This window comes from Bacillus sp. TH50, assembly GCF_016650565.1.
Taxonomy (GTDB): Bacteria; Bacillota; Bacilli; order Bacillales; family Bacillaceae_G; genus Bacillus_A; species Bacillus_A mycoides.
The window spans coordinates 403,646-426,053 of the sequence record NZ_JAEKFM010000008.1 but is presented as its reverse complement, the minus strand read 5'-3'; the positions used below and the strand labels follow the sequence as shown (position 1 = coordinate 426,053).

The window sequence follows — 22,408 nt, the reverse complement described above, 5'->3', positions numbered from 1 at the left end:
ATTCTCACAAGAGGTGACAACTTTGAAACCCCTAATTTCAATTATCCTCACTAGCTATAATAAACCTTCTTTAATTAATCAAGTTATTGAAAGTGTTCAGATGCAAACTTTTAAAGAATGGGAACTTTTCATTATGGATGATAACTCTTATCCAGATACTATAAATATCATAAAAAAGTATTTAGATGACCCTCGACTTTATTATAAGAATAGTTTTATACAAGGTAATGAAAGATATAAAACCACAAGATATGCAACGCTCATTAATGAGGCGCTTCCATTAACATGCGGAGATTTTATTTGCTATTTAACCGATGATACTATGTACGTTCCAAATAGATTAGCTGAAATGTTATCTTTCTTACAAAAAAGTCCTGAAATAGATGTGGTGTATTCTTCTCAGCACGTAAAATGTGTTGATTATAATCTACAACCTACTCATGAATATGTAAGAAAAGCCTCGGAAATTTTATATACAGCTGCAAATGTTGTGGATCACTGTTCAGTTATGCATACAAGAAGAATTTTATTAAAGGTTTATCAAAAATACAGTAATTATTGGGAGACCGATTCTCTATATTGGTTTAACGGAGATGCAATGTTTTGGAAACGTCTAAATACATTCCAACCTTTCTATCCTATTAACAAAGTGCTCGATATTACTTTCAAAACACCTTTTTCCTTCCAAAATCTATATGCCAACCTCCCATCTAAAGATTTAAATGGTATATTGCTTAGAAATTCACAAGGTGACGTATTTTTAGTTGATAATTATAAACGTAGGTCCCTATCAAAAGAAATGCTTTCTTACTTCAAATATAATCAAAATCAAATTGTCCCAATTCCTGAACCATTTATTTACAAATATACAGAAGGACCACCTATATCTCTTACAGAACCCATTCCAAATTTACGTGTTGTAAAAAATGAAAAAGGAGAATTATTTTATATAGAAAATAATCAAAAACGTCCATTTATTAACACTACAGCATTTCGCAAGTTTAAATTTTCAGCTCAAGAAATTATTAAAGTTTCGCAACGTAGTTTAGATGAATTTTCAGATGGACCACCTATTTACCCGAATTTATCTAATTACACGATTCTACCTGAAGGGAAAGTATTTATCTATCATCACAATTATTTCATTATGACAGATCGCATGCTTCACCCAATAGATAAAGACATGTTACAAAAACTGTATCTATTAAAGAACTGTATACCGATTTCAAAAACTAGCTTATCCTACTTTAAAATTGGTCCTCCTATTTCATCATATCCATCTCACTTAGCTGAAGAGTACCAAGAAGACTGACAAACGAGATTGTGCCAAGAAGGACTATCCCCATGCCCATCAACTTAAGAAAAGTAAACACCCCAAAACAAAAAAATGAGCTGTTTTCTCAAAATATCTACCTGTAGAGAAAGAAAGTTTTCATTTAGGGGGTACTTCAAAACCTTAGCTTGCTAGTAGGGGTCACCATCTATCAATATTAGTAATGCAGATAACATTATCCTATCGAATAAAACGGTTCTGGTGCAAAAATAAAGTAAAAGAGAATAAAGCATATATATTCCTAACGGAATCGTATCTTATGCTACAAGTCCAAACAATTGATGGACGAATTCTTTCTGATTTTGGATAGACTGGTTCCGTAAATTAATCTGTTCTTTTTTAATCATATGCATGGCTTCTACTCCAGAAAGAATGGATATAGCTGTGTCAAAAGATTTGAGCCCTAGCATAGAACGGATACGCTTCTTTATAAAGCGATGATCTTGTTCTACTATATTATTCAAGTACTTTTGTTGTCTAAGTTGCATACCATCAGGTATGCTTTTTTCTTTTTTCAACAGTTCAATTGCTATAGGATAAGCCGGATTCTTATCGACTGTCATCACACGTGGCTTTGATACATGAAAAGACCGCAAAGCTTTCTTGAAAAAGCGCTTTGCAGCCTTTCGGTCTCTTGTTTTGCTTAGACAAAAATCGATTGTGTTTCCTTTCGAATCATCAGCACCGGTACAGGTACATCCATTGCCCTTTAACTTTTATATATGTTTCATCAACTCTCCAAGAGTCATTGGTTTGCTTGAGGTGACGACGAATTCGTTTGTCCAATTCCGGGCCATACTGATGAACCCAACGCATAATCGTGGTATGAGAAATAGATAAGCCCCGTTCCTTCATCATTTCCACCAAATCACGAAAACTGAGGTTATACCGTAGGTACCATCTTACCGTTAACAAAATTATATCAGGCTGATAATGCTTCCATTTGAACAAATTTTCCTTTTTCATACTGATCACACACCTTTTCTAGAGTAGTAATATCAGTATGTCCAAGTTTTATAGATTTTTTGCACCAGAACCTCTTTCGGATAAACGATGTCTAATGTGCCATCTGGAAAGTTAGATTTATAACTTATATCCTTAACGATTTTTGTTTCTTGTAGGGCTTTTTCATAACCCAGTGACGGAATGAACGTTCCCCCTTCGAATGCTTTTTTAATCCAAAAACTATGAGGAAAGATATAAGAATTTTTTCCATGCTCCTCTAGGTTTTTGTTTTTTTATTTTCATAATAAAATCTTCTCCATTTCTTATTTGGTTACTACCTTAATTTAGACCTAGATTAGAATATGAATTAAATTTGTTTCCCCCTCCTTGACCTGGTGATAATGGTTCACCGTTGAATATATTGTTTATTGGTAGATCAGCTGTTACTCCTGTTAAAAGGGTTACACCACCAATGAATCCACTAAGAGATGGTGTTGCTCCAAATTCTTTTGCAGCATTAATCCCTACATAAATAACCAAATAACTAAATATCTCATTTTTAATAACATTAAAAATAGTTACATACTGCTGCCATGTAGCACTGTCTAAAGTTCCTGCAGTAATATTGTTTGACAAAATTACTGCAATAACCGCGATTAAACCAGCCCCAACAAAAGGTGGAATTAAAGGGGTGAATATATTCCCGATTTTTCTTAAAAATGTTTTAAAAGGTGTATTATTTCTTTCTTTTGTTCAGCCTTCATTTCTGCACCTTTTGCTTGTAAATCTTCAGCGGACGGTGCTGCTGAGCCAACATACTTCTCTTTCCCTTGTGCTACAACAATATCGAATTGTTCTATATGCTAATATGCTTGTACGATTTTGTAATATGTAAAATTAATGTTCTTTAAACTTTTATATACGGGGCCATCAAACCAAGCAAACAGGTCACCACAAAAATAATGATAAAATGAAATTCTTTGTTTCAAGAAGGCTTTAAAATTTCGTTCTGGGGGTGCCACAAAATTTCAAGTTGATAGCGATGTGTTGCTATCCCAATGAATAAAATTTGATTATATAAAAATAATAAAAACACGACTGTTATACGTAAAGAGGTGTAAATCATGTCTTTAAATGAAAAGACCTTAGAAACCATGGAAAATACCATTGTTGAAACTATCCAGACAAATAATTTACAAGAACTTAAGAATACATTAGAACAAATCTTTGATATTTGTGCCGATTTAGTTGAACATCCATTACAATTAAAAACAAAAACGAATGTTTTACTATATTATTTTGAAGGTCTGACAGATGGTTTTGCACTAAAAGGAAATGTCGTTACACCATTATTACAAGAAATAAATGAAGACAGGCAAGTGTTTAATTCTAATATTATTGCTACTTATACAAAAACAGTATATACATGGAATGAAATTAAAAAAGGGCTGCTCGAGGGACAATGTGTACTGTTTATGGAAGGAGAAAAGAAAGCCCTTCTCATAAATACAAAGGGATGGGCAGAAAGATCGATTCAGGAACCTATTTCAGAAGTTACCATTAAAGGTTCTCATGATGGGTTTATTGAGAATGCCACTAAAAACATAGGTCTCATTCGTAGATATATTCCTTCTACTGAGTTAAAAATCAAAAAATTGACAATCGGAGAACGGGCCACTACTTTTGTATATTTACTTTACTTAGGCGATGTAGCTAACGAAGATGTGGTACAGGAAGTGGAGACAAGAATCTGTAAAATTAAAACTGATACAGTATTGAGCATAGGAGAATTGTCCAACTTTACAAAAGATCAAAATTGGACTCCCTTTCCACAGGCTTATTTAAGTGAACGCCCAGATGCTATTTCTAATCATATTCTTGATGGTAAAGTAGCAGTGTTAATTGATAGATCTCCTGGTGCAATGATCGTTCCAATGAATTTAATTGGATTTTTTCAGACTCCCGATGATTATAATGTACATTGGCTGATTGCATCATCTTTTCGCTTATTACGATTTTTAGGATTTATTATAGCTATATTTTTACCCGCAATATATATTGCAATGGTTTCATTCCACTTTGAAATCATTCCTTTAGATCTATATACTTCTATTGCAACGTCAAGAATTAAAGTCCCTTTCTCGCCTTTACTAGAAGCATTTATTATGGAAATCACATTAGAAATGCTTCGTGAAGCTGGTATTCGTCTACCACAACCAATTGGACAAACAATTGGAATTGTTGGAGGTATTGTAATTGGACAAGCAGCTGTTCAAGCAGGACTTGTGAGTAATGTTATGGTTATTATCGTATCTATTACTGCCATTGCATCATTTGTTGTTTCTAATTATGATTTATCAAGTTGTATTCGGCTTATTCGTTTTCCAATGATGTTATTTGCCTACTTTTTTGGAATTGTAGGTATTGTTAGTGGATTAATGCTCTTATTTGCTCATTTTGTTTCACTAACTTCCTATGGTTCACCATATGGATTGCCAATTGCACCTTTTCGTTTCCAAGAATTAAAAGATTCTTTTGTAAGATTTCCTATTTCCATGATCACGACCCGCTCGAGTACAGGACAGCCGAAACAAAAAAAGAAAAAAGAAGGTGGTTCGCATGGGGAATCTTAAATTTCAAAACATAACTTTATTTGAATTTATTGTTTTCATCCATTCACTGCAACTTGCATCAGGTATGTTAATTATGCCAAGTCCACTTGCCACTACCGCTGGCACAGATGGCTGGATTTCTATCATTCTGGGATGGATAATCACTTCTATAATTGGCGTATTTATTATATTAATGTTACAAAAAAACCCTAACAAAAATTTCTCACAGATTTTAACAACTTATTTTGGTAAATGGCTGGGGACAATATTTATTCTTTTATATGCCTTTTATCTATTTTTTGCTGGTTTTAATACTTTATTAAAGGCAACTGATATTGTAAAAGTGTGGATATTCCCTTCCACTCCCGCTTATCAAATCGCCATATTATTACTATTGCCTTTTATTATTTTATCACTGAGTGGGATAAGGGCTCTTACTAGTTACTCTATGCTTGTTTTCTTCTTCACTACTTGGATGCCAATCTTTCTCCTTTTCTCATTACAGAGTAATTACAATCCATTACACCTACTACCCATTTTAAAAGATGGTATATATCCTATTGTAAAGGCAACTAAAGAAACAATTACCCCTTATGCCGGCTTAGAAATTGCATATTTTATTTATCCGTTTTTACAAAAAAAACATAAAGCGATAAAAGGAATACTTATAGCGAATACAGGAACCATGTTTTTCTACCTATATGCTACTATTCTTTCTTATATATATTTTAGCCCTGAAGGTATAAAGGAAGTGATTTGGCCAGTATTTCATCTGTTAAAAGGGGTTAGTTTTTCTTTCATAGAACGATTAGAAATTATATATATTGCTTACTATTTGATTGTATTTTCCACTACAATATATCCGTATTTATTTTTCAGTTTCGAATCTGTGACCATTTTATTTCAAAAAACCGTTCGCAATTGGATGCTGGTTGGTTTTATGCTATTAATAGTCGGCTTATTCATTTTTCTAAACCCCGATGTGGATCAATATTTATTTATATATTCTCTTATAGATATCTTAAATATCATTTTCTTTATTCTATTACCAATCTTCTTTTTCGCTTACAGCATTGTTTTTACTTGGTTTACTAGGAGGAAACAGCTTTGATTCGAAAATGGATATGGATTGTAATCTGTTGTGTATGTTTAATTGGTTGTAGTCAGAGAATTCCTCTTGAAAAAGTTTCTTTAATCCTTTTAATCGGCTTAGATAGAACTTCTAATGGAAACATAAAAGTGGGCACAAGCATACCACTTTTTCATCATAAACAGCAAAGCAGTACTGTAGAGCATTGGATTCAGGCGTCAACCATATATGATGGATTTAGCAAAATGGATACGAAATTAACAGGGTATGTGACATCATCCAAAGCTGAAGTTATTTTAATTGGGGATAAATTAGCACAAGAAGAAAATTGGATACAGGCGCTCGATTCCTCTTACCGTGACCCTTACGCTACGATCAATGCTAAAGTGGTGCTTGTTGATGGACCGACAGAAGATGTGTTTAAAGTTAATAGGCCTGATAAGCCATCACTTCCATCTTATATAAATGGTGTAATCGAATCGTCTATTCAAAATAATCAATCCGTCTCTTCCACGATTCAACAATTAATGAGAGAAAAAAATGAACAGGGAATGACGCAAACTGTTCCCATTATCAAGAAAACAAATAATGAAATTGATACGGTAGGAATTGCATTTTTAAATCATCAAGGAAAGTACTTAACGAAGATTCCTAAAACCGATGTGAAGTTTTTCAACCTTATTAATAAGTCAAAAAATACAGGTCGGATGATACTACACCTTGTTCTTTCTCCAAAAAAATCTGATAAAAAGCCAAATACGTCTGTTTTCGTACAAAATGCAAAGAGAAAAATTCGTGTTGATTTCCAAAAAGGTAAATTTATTTTTAATATAGATGTAAGTATGAATGTATCCTTAATTGAAAAAACCAACGGAAACTTAACTAAAACTCGTTTACATGGTAATAAGAATATAGGTAGATTGGAACATGAAATCCAGGAAGAGTTCAATAAAAAATTACAAGGCATGTTACAGGATATGCAGAGAAATAAAATTGATCCAATTGGTTTATCATTACACGCTAGAGCTTTTCAATATAAAGAATGGAAAAAGGTAAAAGAAGATTGGTTGCGCGCTTTTTCAAAAGCTAAAATACGTGTGAATACACACGTTAAAATAAAAGATACAGGAACAATTAGAAATTAAACTATCTAGATTATTTTTAGCCAAGAAAACTTCCCCCTCAATTTGTGTGAAGGTGCATAGCACCAATAAGTTAAGTGGAAGATGAATTCACCTTTTCTGTAGGGAAACATGTGTTTCTAGGGTATATATGGTTCTGGTGCAAAGTTTCTCAAGAGATAAACAGAGGCATGAATATATGAGGAAATATTATGAGGCTACTAGTAATTCCTGTAATTCATGATATACCGAAAAGGCGAAGTCTCCAAAGAGACTCCGCCTTTTCAACGTACAATGAACTTCAACAAAATGTTTTAGTTTTAAAGCCATCTATTAAACTTCCTGATGTATATTCTCTTTATAATTTCAGTAACTAGAGCATATATTGTTAAAATTCCAAATAACCACGGGAAATAATACAACGGAAGTGGAGTTAAGCCAATTTGGATACTTAACCTGGTAAATGGAAGGGAAATCCCTATAATCATAACTAAACCTGTAAGTATCAAAACAGGTCTAGCAGCCGTACTTTGTAGGAAAGGAATATGTTGAGTACGAATCATATGCACAATCAATAATTGTGTTAATAATCCTACTACGAACCAACCCGTTTGAAATAAGGATTGCATTTCAGGAATATTTGCACCAAATATATTCCACATTACAATAAAAATGGTTATATCAAAAATACTACTTACCGGCCCAATAAAAATGATAAAGCGAAATAAATCTTTCTTATCCCAACTTCTTGGTTTTACTAAAAATTCATTGTCTACTTTATCCCATGGAATTGAAAGTTGGGATAGATTATATAGCAAGTTCTGACATAATATCTGAATTGGTAGCATTGGAAGAAAAGGAATAAAGGCACTAGCAATTAATAAACTTAATACATTTCCAAAATTCGAACTTGCTGTCATCTTAATATACTTTAATATATTCCCAAACGTTGTACGACCTTCCACAATAGCATCTTCTAATACATATAAGTTCTTTTCTATAAGTATAATATCTGAACACTCTTTAACAATATCATCTGCTGTATGGATAGATATACCAACGTCAGACTGCTTTAAAGCAAACACATCGTTAATTCCATCTCCCATAAACCCAACTGTATGCCCATTCATTTGTAGTGCCTTAATAATACGGAATTTTTGACTAGGATTTAATTTTGCAAACACACTCGTATTACTCGCAAGTTTTACTAATACCTTATCAGGAAGATTATCAATTTCATAACCAAGTACTGGTTCTCCTATATACAAGCCCATTTTCCTACATATATTTCTTGTAACGGACTCATTATCACCAGTTAAAATTTTTACTTGTACTCCTTTCTTTTGTAGAGTATGAAGTGCAGCGATAGCAGATTGTTTGGGTGGATTTAAAAAACCTACATATCCAACAAGTGTCATATCTGATTCATCATCAATAGAGTAACCCCCTACTTTATCACTCTTTAACTCATTATATGCAACTGCAACAACACGCATCCCCCGTTCATGCCAGAGTTCAATTAAGTGTTTATTTTTACGTTGAATGTCATCTGTAATAGGAATTATCTTATTATTTTCTTTTATATAACTACAAAATGATGTAACTTCTCTAACAGCACCTTTACATAACAATATTCGTTCGTTAGCATTTTTTTCTATTACAATAGAAACTCGTCTTCGATCAAAATCAAATGGGCATTCATCTATTTTTGAGTATTGAGATATATCAAATTTACTACTATCTCTTACATAACGCATAACCGATAGATCAATTTCATTTTTATATGCTGTATGAAAGTAACCATTTAAATACGCTAATTTCAAAACCTCATCCGACTTCTCTCCATTAGTATCTGTATGGCATACCAGGTCCATTTTATCTTCTGTCAATGTGCCTGTTTTATCGGTACAGAGAATATCCATAGCTCCGAGATCATGGATAGAAGATAGTTGTTTTACAAGTACCTTCTTTTTACTCATATTAATAGAACCTTTAGCCAAATTAGCGGTTACAATCATTGGAAGCATCTCTGGAGTAAGTCCAATCGCTACAGCTAAAGCAAATAAAAATGCCTCATACCAATTCCCATTTATAACTCCATGTATCATCATAACAATAGGTGTCATGATAATCATAAATTTAATTAATAGCCAGCTAACTTTGCTTACCCCTTTATCGAATCTAGAATCAGATTTCTTGTTCAGTTTAAACTGATTCTTTGCTATTGAACCAAAGTAAGTATCTGTTCCAGTACTTACAACTATCGCTTTTGCGGTACCACTTATAATATGTGTTCCCATAAAACAAAGATTTTCTAATTCAATTAAATTCTGGATTTTTCTAATTTTACGTTTTTTGTACATATGGAAATATTGATTTGATTTTTCAATGGGCAATGCTTCCCCTGTTAGAGAAGATTGATTTACAAGTAAATTTTCTGATGAGATAATTCGTACATCTGCAGGTACAATGTTCCCAGCAGATAATTCTATAATATCTCCTGGTACAAGATCCTCAAGAATAACTTTTACCTTTTCACTTTCTTCTAATAACGCCCTCTTATTTTCCCTATACGAAACATTTTTTCCCCTGAGAACAGTTACCTTTTCATATACAAGATTTTTTAATTTTTCTATAGACTTTTGAGAACGAATTTCTTGTATGAACCGAATTAACACACTTAAAGCCACCATTATACCTACAATAATAGTACCTATTTTATCATTAGTAAGAAAAGATAATATTCCTAATATGATTAAAAGAAAAATAAATGGACTTCTAAAAGAATTAAATAATGTTATATACCATTTGATTCTTTGTTGATAAACCACTTTATTTTTTCCGTATACTCCAAGCCGCTTAGTAGCTTCCTCCTGAGAAAGTCCATGAGACGTTGTTTTAAAAAAAGCTAGCGTCGACTCAACATCACATTTTGCAATCTCACTTAGCATTTTATAATTTTTGCTTAGTACTTCCTGATTATAAAAAGATTTTTTTATTAATTCGCAACAACTTTACCTCCTATTCATTTAATAAAATCCCCCTGTTTTTCAAAATATAATTTTAAAACTACATTTTTTTAACTACCATGAATTTTTAATCAAATTTAGAAGCGCTATTGCACTTAAATAGTATTATTCTCACCATAAAAAGTAATATTTATTTATAAGTTTTACTTTTATTAGCAGCAAAACTTTAGAATATAATGTGGTCTGTCGCTAGTATAGTGTAGACGCTTTATTTATTTTTTTGAAGTTAGTTTTAACTATATAATGGGTTATTAAGGCCCATAAAAATCCTTAAACAGTTCCTATTAATACATCCAGCGGATAATCTATTAACTTTAATACTTTTTTCATTTCTATTCTCTCTTTCTCTATACTTCCAACATACTTGTTTGCAAACTTTGTGGAAACTAACTTAGGTATAAAAACGAAAAATAAATTTTTTATAAACCTAATAGCATTTTTGCAATGGTAAAGTACAGAACTAACCCCGTCCCATCGACTAACGTCGTAATGAACGGACCCGAGATAACAGCTGGATCCAGCTTTAACTTATTTAGAATCAAAGGTAATACAGATGAAACAATAGACGACCAAATAACAATGAATAATCCTGTAATAGCTACAACTTGTGCGACTTCAGTACCTACGCCTAAAGTGTATGCACGAATTAATGCTGCCACGGCTAATGTAAGCCCAAGTAAAACACCTACTAATGCCTCTTTTTTCATGACACGAAATATATCTTTAAATTTCACCTCATTTAGAGCTACAGCACGCACCAATGTAGTTACAACTTGTGTACCTGTATTTCCACCAGTTCCGATTAACAATGGAATAAAGAAAGCCAGTGCAACTACATGAGTCAGAGTTTCTTCATAATGTCGAAGTACAGAACCAGTATATGCTTCTGCTACAAACAGAAGTAATAACCAACCTATACGTTTACGGTATATATGCCAAATAGAGGTTTCGAAATATGGCTTATCTAATGGGGTACTTCCTCCTAATTTTTGAATATCTTCGGTTGCTTCTTCTTCGAAAACATCCATTGCATCATCAAAGGTAATAATACCTATCATCCGATTTTCCATCGTTGTTACAGGTATAGCGGATAAATCATAATCCATTAGCTTTTGTACAGCTTCCTGTTGGTCTAAGTCTACTGAAACTGAAATAACATCTGATGCCATTATTGATGATAAAGTTTTATCATCTGATGCTAGCAATAATTCACGAATAGAAACAATTCCATTAAGCTGTCCACGTGTATCAAGAACATAAATATACGATATAGATTCTACCCCTGCCCCAATTTTCCTAATATGCGACAGCGTATCTTTCACTTTCCAATTTTCCCTGGCAGCGCTATAGTCAATTGTCATCAGGCTGCCCGCTGTTCCAGGTTGAAAAACCAGCAGATCTCTAATTTTTTGTTGAGATTCTTCAGATAAAAGTTGTATCAATTTTTCAGCCTGAAGTGGATGAATTGAAAGAATTACATCAACGAGGTCATCAATGGATTGCCTAGCTAATAGCTTTCCCCCTTTATCCACAGACAAGTTGGTGTAAATATTATATTGCTCCTCTGGAGTAAGGTAACTAAGAATTTTCGCTCCTTTTTCAATAGGAAAACATTTCATTAAAGATATCTGATCTTCATGATGAAAATCTTTCATTCCCATTGCAATATCATAGGACTGAGTTTTTAAAAGTTCTCGCTCTAGGTGTATGTCTTTTGTCGTTAATAATTGTTGTAAACATTTTTTCATCGTAATTCCTCCTTAAGGACAGTAGTACTATTTATTCATTTTCCCACTTCTGGGAAAACAAATTTCTTAATAAATATGGGATCAATATCATCAATCATTAGTTTTCCCCCCTTTTTTAAGAGATTTATTACAAATAAAATTTTGCATATAAAAAACCTCCCCTAGTGATTCAACTAAAGGAGGTTGATTTAAAAAAGACATAGCTAAATAAAGCTCATTCCCCCCTAGTTGAGTTTTGGCACTATACAACGTAAAGGATGAATCATTCATCACTTAGCTATCTTAAGAAGAGCCTTAATCCGACAATTCCTGTTCTACCCATTGGCATCTTTCGATATTTTTGGGCAATAGCCTGTGTTTGTATAGGAGCCTCACCTAACAGGTTATAAATATTAAAATTTTTTTGCTTGTTTCATGTTAAAGAATATCCACTATTTTTAGACTTGTCAAGTACATATAAAACTTATTATTCCACTTTTTGGTGTCAATCCAATACCAAATGCTAGATATTAACATTTTATATTTATACAATAAATTTCACAATTTATGCATTTGATTTTCTAAGTTATACAATATCTAAACCTTCGTGAGTGGATTGCTTAATGTGCCACACGTATAATGATAGAGATGTAAATACCAGTATTAATTCACTGAAATTAACAATGTAATTGGCATTGTTTTTTAGGGTAGGAACTCCCCTTATAGGTTGGTAAACTTAGATGGCTATAAACAATCATCTACCTCCCAAGAAGCTCCTACTTATAATTATCTCTAATAGGTTAGTTCTGCCTTTAAGAACTTCAAAATTTCAGGGGACACTATTGTATTTGGATATTCATCTATCGAGCAAGAACCTCGTATTTTATCGACACATAACCAAAAATTCCCCTGATCAGGTACAGAAAAAGATTCAGTATTAACATTATATTCCTTCAAAACTTTAATAAAATTTATAACTTCTGCCGGAGAAACAATTTCATCTTTCTCTCCCCAAATAACAAAAAAGATACTTTTAAACATTGGGTTATTTGTTGCTTTCTTTATTTGATATATGGGAGAAGCATCTATATAAGCTTGAGTTGACTGATAAGGCGTTGTGTCCATCATTTTCAAGATCACATGATTGGTCCCTTGTTGTTCAGGTAGTTCATAGTTTTTTTGTATCATAAAGACCATATACTGGAATTACTGCACGTATTTTAAAACAAGCATTGCAGCTAGATAGCCACCTGCTGAGTCACCCATAACTCCTATATTTTGTGGATTTAAATTCCATTCATATGATTGATCCACAATATAGTCGATTGCTAATCTCATATCATCCATGATGCCCGGCCAAGTAGAATAAGATGGAGTAGCCAAGCGGTAATTTAGGTTCTGGTGCAGAAAATTTAAAATGACTGAAAATAGTCTTTCAAACTTGGACATACTGATACTATTACTCTATAAAAGGTGTGTGATCAGTATGGAAAAGGAAAATTTTTTTAAATGGAAACATTATCAACCTGACATTATTTTATTAACGGTTAGATGGTACCTACGGTACAATTTAAGCTTTCGTAATGTGGTGGAAATGATGGAGGAACGAGGGCTAACTTTGGCTCATCCATACACATAATGCGACTAAATCTTTTGCTTGGTATTTACTTGTTCGTTGTACGAAACCAACATCTCTAGCAAGATCTCGTAAGATATTTGGAGATAAAAAGCTTTGAATCTCTTGAGCAAATAGTTGTAATTCATCAGATACAGAAATAGACATACAAAAAACGCCATCCTTTCCTATGATTCTACAGAAAGAATAACGTATTTTTTTCATTTTGAGGGTATTTAATAGCCTACATTTTAAGGAATGTAGGCTATTAAATATAAGTTAATCCGTTATTAATTTTGAATAAATACTTAGATCAATAAACTTTTCATTAGATTTTTCACACTTTCTCATTGTCCCTTCGAATGTAAAGTTTAACTTTTGTAAGACTTTTATTGAATTGATGTTTTCAGATTCAACTTTTGCTTCTATTCTATTGAATTCTAAAGTACTAAACGCATAATCCATTAAAGAGAGAATGGCTTCTGGCGCATATCCCTTACCCCAAAAAGCTTTACTAATATCGTAACCAATTTCTGCTTTGGCGTTTTTGAAATCAAATGAATTATAACCACAAGAACCGATAATTTCATTTGATTCTAATTCAATTATTGAATAACGAATAGCTCTGTTTTCCCGAGATAACTTATCAAGCATTTCAATCATATCTACCGCTTGGCTTTCATCAGTAAAACTATTGATATTCATAAATTTTGTAACTTCTGGATCAGCCCAAATTGTAAACATGCTAGCTGAGTCTGATGCTTTCATTTTTCTTAAAACTAATCTTTCGGTTTGTAGTTCTGTAATCAATATTTTTACCTCCATTATGTTTTTATTTTGGGGTTAAGATATTGATATCTGCGCATAGTTCAGTCCCTTCGTGTTTCAAGATAATATTATTATAAAAGCTATAAAGGATGAAACAATAAATTTCAAAAATTTGGTTATGTCACAGTTTATGATAACTGCGTAATAAAGAAAAATGAAACAATTGCATTGTGATTTTTAAACATCTTTAATTTTATTCTTATTTACCGTTCGTTGAGAGCAATTATTTTTTCGTTGCTGTATTTCCCATTGCAATAGAAATTCTATTCCAACTGTTGATTTGATTGATTACCAAAACAAGGTCAACATATTGTTTCTCGTCATAGTGTTCACGTACTCGCTTATATAGGTCTTCAGGAACTCTTTTAGTAGGAATTAGAGTAATATGCTCAGATAGTTCAAGAGCAACTTTTTCTTCAGGTGTATAAAAATCACATTCATTCCAAGCATTCAAACAATAAATTCGTTGTTCGGTTTCACCCATCTTACGCGCATCGGATGTATGCATATCTATGCAGAAAGCACAACCGTTAATTTGAGAGACTCTAATCTTTATAAGTTCTCTAGTAATTCGATTAATTGTAGACTTCTTAGTGTACTTCTCCATATCCATCATAATTTTCATGCCATCAGGTGCAACATCATAGTAGGAAATTCTTTGACTCATAAGGCAAGACCTCCTTTAATTTTAAGATACTTATAATTATACCGTCACACGAACATTTGTGCTAATATTTTGTTTGTAAGGCATTCGAAATCAAAGAGAATTTCAGTTGTAGACAGTGTAATTAGTTGTTTCATGCTACGTAAATATCGCAAATGAGTAACCGTATTTTCCAAACAAATATTTTCACTTTTTAATTATTTTATTATTACCGTCAGAATAAATTGAATAACTTTATTAATTTTTAAATGATTTTATTATAAATGAAACAATTTTATTATCACCAAACAATTACATAATTTTGATCAAACTTTATTCGAAAGCTACAGTGTTTTTATCTTCCTATAGTTATTTATGGGGATTTAGTTAATTTTTTCGTTTTGGAGAACAACTAATTTCTTAGCTTGATAGGCATGTGGCGTTACCCCATCGCTATCAAGCTAAGAAAAGCAATTTCCCTCAAAACGAAAATTTTGTATTTATTATATCCCTGCATTCTCATTAAATAAAAATGAGAATGCAGGGATACTCGATTTGCAATATTACCGCAACGATAATAGTGATTATCCAGAACATTAAAAATACAAATCTGATTCTAAGGTTATTTCCGTTTGTTTGATTGGATTCTGAGAAAGTGTAAGGTACATACTTTTAAACAATATTAAAAAACGTGGGTAAACCAAATCCAAATACTGTATCCTTCGCTCTATTTTTTTTACTTTTCTAAAACAATTTCTGCTATTTCATAAGCATATTTTTTAGAGTCAAATTCGTCATAGTTACTTAATACCGCAACAGACAAATATTCTTTTGGAAACCTCATGAAGTGTGAACGATAACCTGCCCAGCTTCCTGAATGTTCCAGGTATCGACAATTAAAACCTTCTGCAACTCTCAGCCCAAAAGCATAATCTTCATTGTCAATAATCGATTCTCCAGTTGGAGAAATTTTCGGACCTATTTCGCTCATTCTTTTAACAAGGTCTTTTCCACCAACGGTACCTATAGTTAAATTCTCTCCCCATTTTACCAGGTCTTCAACTGTTGTATGAACTGCCCCATCCCCTGTATGTTCCCAAGGGCTTTCATAGATTTTATATATTCCTTGTTCATTCTTCGAATATCCGCTAGCAATTGCTATAGTAGTTGGGTAGTAATCCACAATTGTTGTGGCCCTCATATTTAAAGGGTCAAAAATACGCTCCTTTTTAAACTGACATAGAGACTTGCCACTTACTTTCTCTATCACTTGTGATAATAAAAAATATCCTGTATTGCTATACTCAAATTTTGTTCCAACTGGGAACCTTGCAATTTGATGACTTTTAAGATGTTCTAGCGATTCTTCCACAGTTAATGTATCAGTATATTTAATATTTGCTGCTTCAGCCAATCCCATATAATCAACTAGTCCACCAGTGTGATGAATTAGGTGTCTCAATGTTACAGGTTCAGCATATGCTCCTATAGAAGGGACAAACTTTACAATTGAATCATCTAAATTCAATTTCCCCTCTTGTTCTAAAAGTAATATAGAAAATGCTGTAAATTGTTTAGAAACTGAAGCAATATTAAAAATATTTTTTGTATTTATGGGTAGATTTCCCTCTATAGAAGCTAAGCCAACTGCACCTTTATAAGTTACTCCGCTATCGAAACTAGCAATATATGCAAAGCCAGGAGCTTTTGGCGAAAACTTGTTAAATAATTGTTTAATCGATGTATGTGTCTTTTCATTATATGTATTATTCATCTCAATCACATACCCTTCCTTTAAATGATTAGCAATATATTAACCTGTTATCTTTCTCATATTTAATCCAATTGGACTCCGTATCGGATTATGAAATCCAACAATGGGATGACCAGCTTCAGGCTGGTTGCGCAGACCTACTTGGATACTTCAGTTTTGGACTATCTTTTGCATCATTCCAATATATTTTAAATTTTAGAATTAGGTTCCACATTTCACTTCAACTCAAAACGACATATTTTATATTTGACTACAATAAAGCATCATCACACTAATTTCTTTAGTTTCTAAATTCTTCTCTTTTTAGAGGGCTTAAATTTAGTGAGTGCTATTATGCCCGACTTTACGGAAGTACCTCTTTCAATCCCAAAACCACTCATGGCAACGTAATAGATATTTTCGAAATGAGGGAAATAGCATCTAAATCACAGATGTTATTGACCAAAATATCTATTTTACTTTCAGATTTAGGACCGATGTACTAGCGAATATGAAAACTATTTACCAGTCCTCTGTGAAGATAGGCTTTAATAAAATATTCAACTCCCTTATACCTTATACCTTTTCCCGATTTCGGTTATAGTCTACAATTTTTATAGTCATCGACATCTTATTCCATAGTGTTTTACCTTTTCGATATAAAAATCCGAATACCCATTTTAAACAACTAAATTATATTAGACTATATTCACAAAAAAGCAGGGGGGTTCCAACTCTTTATTTTTCATTGTAGTTTCAAATGTAGTATTGGGTAGTGATGCCCTGCATTATCTGTAAGTTCCCCATTGACTTCAGCTAACTAGTTCAAGTGAGAGTGTCAAGAAAGTAATCCTGTATCTTTTGCCTTTTGTACGGCTTCTTCTCGATTTTTAACTCCTAGCTTCTCATAGAGATTGGAGGCGTAATTTCTTACCGTTCCGTTTGACAAGTAAAGTTTCGAAGCTATTGTTTTATAACGGCTTCCTTGTGATAATAGTTCCAAAATCTCTAGTTCTCGTTTCGTTAATCCATACTCTTTTCCATCTGATTGTGATTCAAATGATCCTGTTTCTTCATTTTTTCCCCACATTCTATGGAACAAGTCATGATTAATCATCGTGCCTCCTCGATAGACTAGACGAATTGATTCAGCTAGTTCACGCGAATCTATGGACTTCAATAAATATCCATCCGCACCATTTCGTATGATTTCTTTTGCCCTTTCTGTATTCTGAAAGGTTGACAGAATGAGTACACGAATGTCCGGCCATTTTTCCTTAATCATTTTGGTCGCATGAATTCCATCCAAATTAGGCATCTCTAAATCCATTAATACTACATCTGGTTTTAGTCTTTCACACAATTCCATAGCCCGTTCTCCATCTTCAGCCATTCCCACTACCTGTAAATCCTCCTGTCCATCCAAAATTGTATGAAGACTTTCTCGAATAAATGAATGATCATCGACAATACACATGCGGATTTGTTCATTAGACAGTTGTGCTTGTTTCGGTAAAACACATGAAATTAACGTCCCTTCCCCCTTTTTGGAATAAACAATGACTCTTCCTTGAGACTGACTCACGCGCTCTTTCATTGCAGTTAATCCAAAGCCATCCTTCCACTCTTCTACCCCACAGCCATTATCCTGTACATCCAATCTTATCTGTTGTGGTTCAAAGTGAAGTGACACAATGATTTCTGTGGAATGCCCATGGCGAACAGCATTTGTTAGTGATTCCTGCAAGCTCCGATATAGTGTCATTTTTGATTGTTTGGAGGCCATATACTCTTCCCCTATTATTCGAGTACGTACATTTACTTTTGCATGTTTCTTAAATTCCTTTGTCAATTGTTGTAATGTGACAGCTAAGGGAAGCGATTCTTGTGATAAATCCAATTGATGTACATACAGTCTTACTTCTTCCATACTGTTACGGGCCAATTGTAATAATGAATCGAGCTGTTGCTCTCCTTCTTTAGACTTTAATTCCATACGTAATGTTTCCATTCCCATAATAATTGAGGTATAGGAATGCCCCATCGTATCGTGTAAGTCTTTTGAGAGCCTATCACGTTCCTCCAGTAAAGTAATCCGCTCAACTTGGGATACGTATTGTTCCAATACATGTTTCTGGTTCCGAATAGTTTCACTTTGACGGTAATTAATAGCCAGTAAACGAAAGAAAGAGCCCATAGCAAAAGCTAAACTGAGTTGTAGGATGATTACCCATAAATCTGTTACTTTGGAAAATATCGCAATGAGCAACGGGAACAAAATAATTGTGATAGGACCCGACCAGCGGTAAGATTTATGAGCGCTATTTGCCGCAATCATAAAAGTTGGCATTAAAAAAGTAAGATACGCTGACGGAAATAATAAAGTTAAATAGAAACACACTCCGCCAAATAATATTATTTCAGTAAACAAATAATAGCGATAACTGAACATTAAACAAATCCAAGGTACTGAAAATGAAGCGATTTCCCAAAGAATGATGATCCAAAGTGGTACTGTCAAATGATCTTGTCGTTGGATAGTCGTTGATATCAATGATAGCCAAATAATAAAACGTATACAAAGTAAGGCCCAATCGTACCAGAACCATAGTTTCAAAGTCTTAAACAAATTATCACTCCTTTATAGCTTTAAACATGGAACGCGTGTACATTCCAATCATTCGAACTAAGCAGTTTCCAATAAGATTATGTATCCAGATGAGAATGAAACCAACAATCATGACAAAAATTGCCGTCTCCCATGAATTCACCGCAATTCCCAATAAGTATATATTAAAACATCGAAAAAGTAAGGGGGTAACGATACATACTAGCGGCATTACATACAGTAAAACAGCACATATAAGACTCATTATTCCGACAAAAAATTTCTGCATGAGCCAAAAAATAGCCCTCCAGTTGCTATTATTAAGAATTGTATCTCTTGCTTTAATCCATTTATCTCCCTCCTCTTTTATTCTTGGTTCGAATAACTCTATCGATATATCTGTATAAACCTTCGTCTGAATACGTTCATACTGAATAAACGTATGAGTTGTTTGTAGCACCCATGCCAACAAAGGAATACCCAAAAAGATAATCGTCATTACTAATGCCAATGTAATGCTGACCAGATAGAAACAAAAGTAAAAGAATCCGGATACAAAGGTAAATAACAAGAAATAAAAATCTTGCAAAGTTTTTTGAGCTGATGCTTTCGTCATTAAAATCTCTCCTCCTCATTCATTGCTAATGCGTTAAAAGCTACTTTTTGATTCTAAGTATTTTTCTGTCACATATGGTAGTGTCAAAATGTCATAACTTTTATGACATAACTATCAATACAGCCTTATCCACTCAATTTTTGTTGTTCTTTATAAATATGACAGAAGTTCACTATCTACTATGACTTGCTGCTTGCTACACTCTGTTCATAAGCTAGCGAGTCGCTAACTCGTTGTGCTAACAAAAAATCCTAACTAAATAAAGGAGCGTTCAAAAATGAAACAAGCAATTAACAAACTGGGGATCGTTGCAATTCTTCTTTCTTCTTCAACCATGATTTCTGCATGTTCCCACCAATCATTAGAAGGAGAAACATCAAAACCATCGGCATCCACAACTAATATTGAAATGATGAAAGGACCCAATAATAAAAAAGAAATAGAATTTTTTGCTGATTCATTGTTTGAGGAAAAAATGAAAAAGTATAATGTGAATGGTTCTAGTTTTGTCGTCGTTCATGATGGAAAGGTTGTTGTTAATAAAGGGTATGGATATGCTGATAAAGAAAAGAAAATTCCTGTTACTAAGGACACGGTCTTTCAAATTGCTTCAGTCTCAAAAACTTTTACTGCCTTGGCTGTGATGCAACAAGTCGATAAAGGAAATCTTAAACTAGATCAAGACGTACAAAAATATCTTGGTGGATTACAAATACCTAATCAAACAGGGAAACCTCTAACACTGTTTGATATGCTCACTTATACCAGCGGATTAGATTTTCCCGACCTTACGAATATAACTGGACCTGAATATATCGATAACAACAATAGCATACCAATGAAGGAATTTTTCTCTAAACATATGCCAACGGTGGTACGGCCACCAGGGGAAGTTTATACGTATGACAACGTCTCATTTGCGCTCGCAGGGTTTGCAGTAGAGAATGTTACTAACACCCCTTTCTCGAAATATATGGAAAAGAATGTTTTTAAACCATTAGATATGAAATCTACAAGTATGAGCTTTACACCTGATTTTCTCGAAAGAATGGCTACACATTATGGTCCCACTGGCGATCCGATTCCAACAAGTGGGAGCGGTTTAAGGGATACACCACAAGGAAGCATTTTATCTACTGCGGAAGACATGTCAAAATACATGATTATGCAACTACAGAAAGGGAAGTTTAAAGACAAAGAAATTGCAAGTAAAAAAAGCATGGATATGATGCATGACTATCAAGTTTTTGATGATAAGACGACTCCTGTTGCGACAATTGGATTTGAAACGCCTTTTAATAAATTTGCTAATGGCCAACACGTTGTAATTAAAGGGGGAAGCATGCCAGGACATCAATCAATGCTGATTTTAGTGCCTGAACAAAAAACAGCATTCTTCATGTCTTACAATAATGATTCAACAATGAGCATAGACATATATGAAGCTCTCATGGATCACTATTTCCCTGCTAAGAAGAATGAAGTAAAAACAAGTTATCTCCCGTTAGAGGAAAAAGAAGCTCATAAATACTTGGGCTTATTCCAAAATACGCGTTTCGCTACAATTCGCACTCATTTTACTTATGAAAATGGGAATTTAGTCATGGAGGGTGGAATAACTGGAAAACAAGTTCTCAAAATGATTCATCCGTTGTTATTTGAAGATTCGGAAGGCAACAAAGTTGCTTTCAAAAAGAATTCAGCTGGAGAAATCACATATTTTCACTACAATTCTCCTAAAAGCCTTGATTTTGTAGCAGATGCCCAGAAAATTAACAACAAATCACCTTTTGATGACGTTCCACAAAAGAGTAACTATAGACGTCACATTAATAATCTTCATGCCCTAAATATTATGGGTGCTAAAACAGGTAATCTATTCAATCCGATGGAAACCATGACACAAGGAGAGTTTGCGGATACGTTGTTACTTGCTCATGGATGGAACGGTTTTCCAGACGACTCCAAGGAGGCAAGGGAGAAAATGATGAAAGGAATTCCAGAGTATAACCGTGCTACTCCGATTACCCGACAGGTCGCAGCAACCATGATTCAAAACGTAAAGCAAATTCAAGACTTGAAACCGATTCAACCTGACAAAGCTATTAAAGTTAAATTACTTGATGCCGCAGATGACTGGGCAGTCCAATCGATTCAGGCACTTGCCTCCCAAGGAATTCTAGACCCTGATACTTCCATTAACGCTGACGGATCCTTTATGTTCCGTCCGAAAGATCTGTTACTGCGTCAAGAAGCAAGTGCCTTGCTAGATTTAGCTTTTGGCTATTATGCATTGCCTATTAAACGGCAGTAGATATTTATCCTAAATTAAATGCTGGTATCTCATCAGCATCCAGCTAAAATAAAACAAGAAATTCAACTTTGTAAAATCGTTATGGAAACGGAAACGCTTCGAATCATAATCCGACACATCTGAAGTTTTTACATTTAAAGAAGGAACCTATTAGGAAATATGATAGGTTCCTAT

General features: G+C 33.5%; 15 protein-coding genes, 3 pseudogenes and 1 riboswitch. Of the genes and pseudogenes, 6 read left to right on the top strand and 12 right to left on the bottom strand.

All coding sequences use genetic code 11. The features are described 5' to 3' along the window. The first annotated feature begins 22 nt into the window (after nucleotides 1-22). A complete protein-coding gene (locus JFU23_RS30115; protein ID WP_201033531.1) occupies nucleotides 23-1,312 on the top strand; it encodes a glycosyltransferase family 2 protein in 1,290 nt (429 codons plus the stop codon). Between the two features lie 278 nt (nucleotides 1,313-1,590). Here JFU23_RS30115 and JFU23_RS30110 read toward each other — a convergent pair. Continuing rightward, nucleotides 1,591-2,299, bottom strand: a pseudogene (locus tag JFU23_RS30110) (IS6 family transposase). 318 nt (nucleotides 2,300-2,617) lie between these two features. Continuing rightward, nucleotides 2,618-2,926: a hypothetical protein gene (locus JFU23_RS31150; RefSeq protein WP_307873345.1), complete on the bottom strand. Its 309-nt coding sequence runs from the start codon at nucleotides 2,924-2,926 to the stop codon at nucleotides 2,618-2,620. 476 nt (nucleotides 2,927-3,402) lie between these two features. Here JFU23_RS31150 and JFU23_RS30100 point away from each other — a divergent pair, with 476 nt between their 5' ends. From JFU23_RS30100 to JFU23_RS30090, 3 genes are read left to right on the top strand one after another with little or no spacing between them, the layout of a single operon-like run. Further along, complete coding sequence (locus tag JFU23_RS30100) at nucleotides 3,403-4,911, top strand: spore germination protein (RefSeq protein WP_201033530.1); 1,509 nt, start codon at nucleotides 3,403-3,405, stop codon at nucleotides 4,909-4,911. Beyond that, nucleotides 4,898-6,001 carry a GerAB/ArcD/ProY family transporter gene (locus JFU23_RS30095; RefSeq protein WP_201033529.1) on the top strand — a complete coding sequence of 368 codons (1,104 nt, stop codon included), beginning with the start codon at nucleotides 4,898-4,900 and terminating at the stop codon, nucleotides 5,999-6,001. Before JFU23_RS30100 ends, JFU23_RS30095 begins: the two co-directional genes overlap by 14 nt. Next, on the top strand, nucleotides 5,998-7,125 hold the full coding sequence (locus JFU23_RS30090) for a Ger(x)C family spore germination protein (protein ID WP_201033528.1): 1,128 nt from the start codon (nucleotides 5,998-6,000) through the stop codon (nucleotides 7,123-7,125). The genes JFU23_RS30095 and JFU23_RS30090 overlap by 4 nt, the downstream gene beginning before the upstream one ends. 296 nt (nucleotides 7,126-7,421) lie before the next feature. On the opposite strand, the gene mgtA is transcribed toward JFU23_RS30090, so the two are convergent. From mgtA to JFU23_RS30070, 4 genes are all read right to left on the bottom strand, one after another. Continuing rightward, entirely contained in the window at nucleotides 7,422-10,052 is a 2,631-nt protein-coding gene (gene mgtA, locus JFU23_RS30085; protein ID WP_207200029.1) for a magnesium-translocating P-type ATPase, read from the bottom strand. A gap of 497 nt (nucleotides 10,053-10,549) precedes the next feature. After that, entirely contained in the window at nucleotides 10,550-11,878 is a 1,329-nt protein-coding gene (gene mgtE, locus JFU23_RS30080; RefSeq protein ID WP_201033527.1) for a magnesium transporter, read from the bottom strand. A 213-nt stretch (nucleotides 11,879-12,091) separates the two neighbouring features. After that, nucleotides 12,092-12,268: riboswitch (M-box (ykoK) riboswitch) on the bottom strand. 381 nt (nucleotides 12,269-12,649) lie between these two features. Then, a complete protein-coding gene (locus JFU23_RS30075; protein WP_207192991.1) occupies nucleotides 12,650-13,045 on the bottom strand; it encodes a hypothetical protein in 396 nt (131 codons plus the stop codon). An 18-nt stretch (nucleotides 13,046-13,063) separates the two neighbouring features. Continuing rightward, entirely contained in the window at nucleotides 13,064-13,306 is a 243-nt protein-coding gene (locus JFU23_RS30070; RefSeq protein WP_201033525.1) for an alpha/beta hydrolase, read from the bottom strand. Nucleotides 13,307-13,343: 37 nt separating this feature from the next. On the opposite strand from JFU23_RS30070, the pseudogene JFU23_RS30065 reads away from it, so the two are divergent. Then, a pseudogene (locus tag JFU23_RS30065) lies at nucleotides 13,344-13,484 on the top strand (IS6 family transposase); the annotation flags it as partial. Here the strand turns inward: JFU23_RS30065 and JFU23_RS30060 are convergent. The 6 genes and pseudogenes from JFU23_RS30060 to JFU23_RS30035 form a co-directional block, all read right to left on the bottom strand. Further along, nucleotides 13,473-13,640: pseudogene (locus JFU23_RS30060) on the bottom strand (IS4 family transposase); the annotation flags it as partial. The pseudogenes JFU23_RS30065 and JFU23_RS30060 overlap by 12 nt on opposite strands. 111 nt (nucleotides 13,641-13,751) lie before the next feature. Then, a complete protein-coding gene (locus tag JFU23_RS30055) occupies nucleotides 13,752-14,282 on the bottom strand; it encodes a GNAT family N-acetyltransferase (protein ID WP_002204269.1) in 531 nt (176 codons plus the stop codon). A gap of 241 nt (nucleotides 14,283-14,523) precedes the next feature. Then, nucleotides 14,524-14,967: a carboxymuconolactone decarboxylase family protein gene (locus tag JFU23_RS30050; RefSeq protein ID WP_002010721.1), complete on the bottom strand. Its 444-nt coding sequence runs from the start codon at nucleotides 14,965-14,967 to the stop codon at nucleotides 14,524-14,526. A 712-nt stretch (nucleotides 14,968-15,679) separates the two neighbouring features. After that, nucleotides 15,680-16,717 carry a serine hydrolase domain-containing protein gene (locus JFU23_RS30045; RefSeq protein ID WP_201033550.1) on the bottom strand — a complete coding sequence of 346 codons (1,038 nt, stop codon included), beginning with the start codon at nucleotides 16,715-16,717 and terminating at the stop codon, nucleotides 15,680-15,682. A gap of 817 nt (nucleotides 16,718-17,534) precedes the next feature. Next, nucleotides 17,535-19,325 carry a helix-turn-helix transcriptional regulator gene (locus tag JFU23_RS30040; protein WP_201033524.1) on the bottom strand — a complete coding sequence of 597 codons (1,791 nt, stop codon included), beginning with the start codon at nucleotides 19,323-19,325 and terminating at the stop codon, nucleotides 17,535-17,537. Between the two features lie 4 nt (nucleotides 19,326-19,329). Beyond that, the gene (locus JFU23_RS30035; protein ID WP_201033523.1) at nucleotides 19,330-19,920 is read right to left on the bottom strand and encodes a sensor domain-containing protein; all 591 of its coding nucleotides are present in this window, start codon (nucleotides 19,918-19,920) and stop codon (nucleotides 19,330-19,332) included. A gap of 277 nt (nucleotides 19,921-20,197) precedes the next feature. Here JFU23_RS30035 and JFU23_RS30030 point away from each other — a divergent pair, with 277 nt between their 5' ends. Then, on the top strand, nucleotides 20,198-22,234 hold the full coding sequence (locus tag JFU23_RS30030; RefSeq protein WP_201033522.1) for a serine hydrolase domain-containing protein: 2,037 nt from the start codon (nucleotides 20,198-20,200) through the stop codon (nucleotides 22,232-22,234). Nucleotides 22,235-22,408 lie beyond the last annotated feature (174 nt).

Excerpts from the sequence above, each read along its gene's own strand:
- JFU23_RS30100 (WP_201033530.1), top strand. The coding sequence starts at position 3,403 with ATGTCTTTAAATGAAAAGACCTTAGAAACCATGGAAAATACCATTGTT.
- JFU23_RS30095 (WP_201033529.1), top strand. The coding sequence starts at position 4,898 with ATGGGGAATCTTAAATTTCAAAACATAACTTTATTTGAATTTATTGTT.
- mgtA (WP_207200029.1), bottom strand. The coding sequence starts at position 10,052 with ATGCTAAGTGAGATTGCAAAATGTGATGTTGAGTCGACGCTAGCTTTT.
- mgtE (WP_201033527.1), bottom strand. The coding sequence starts at position 11,878 with ATGAAAAAATGTTTACAACAATTATTAACGACAAAAGACATACACCTA.
- JFU23_RS30075 (WP_207192991.1), bottom strand. The coding sequence starts at position 13,045 with ATGATACAAAAAAACTATGAACTACCTGAACAACAAGGGACCAATCAT.
- JFU23_RS30070 (WP_201033525.1), bottom strand. The coding sequence starts at position 13,306 with ATGTCCAAGTTTGAAAGACTATTTTCAGTCATTTTAAATTTTCTGCAC.
- JFU23_RS30050 (WP_002010721.1), bottom strand. The coding sequence starts at position 14,967 with ATGAGTCAAAGAATTTCCTACTATGATGTTGCACCTGATGGCATGAAA.
- JFU23_RS30045 (WP_201033550.1), bottom strand. The coding sequence starts at position 16,717 with ATGAATAATACATATAATGAAAAGACACATACATCGATTAAACAATTA.
- JFU23_RS30035 (WP_201033523.1), bottom strand. The coding sequence starts at position 19,920 with ATGACGAAAGCATCAGCTCAAAAAACTTTGCAAGATTTTTATTTCTTG.
- JFU23_RS30030 (WP_201033522.1), top strand. The coding sequence starts at position 20,198 with ATGAAACAAGCAATTAACAAACTGGGGATCGTTGCAATTCTTCTTTCT.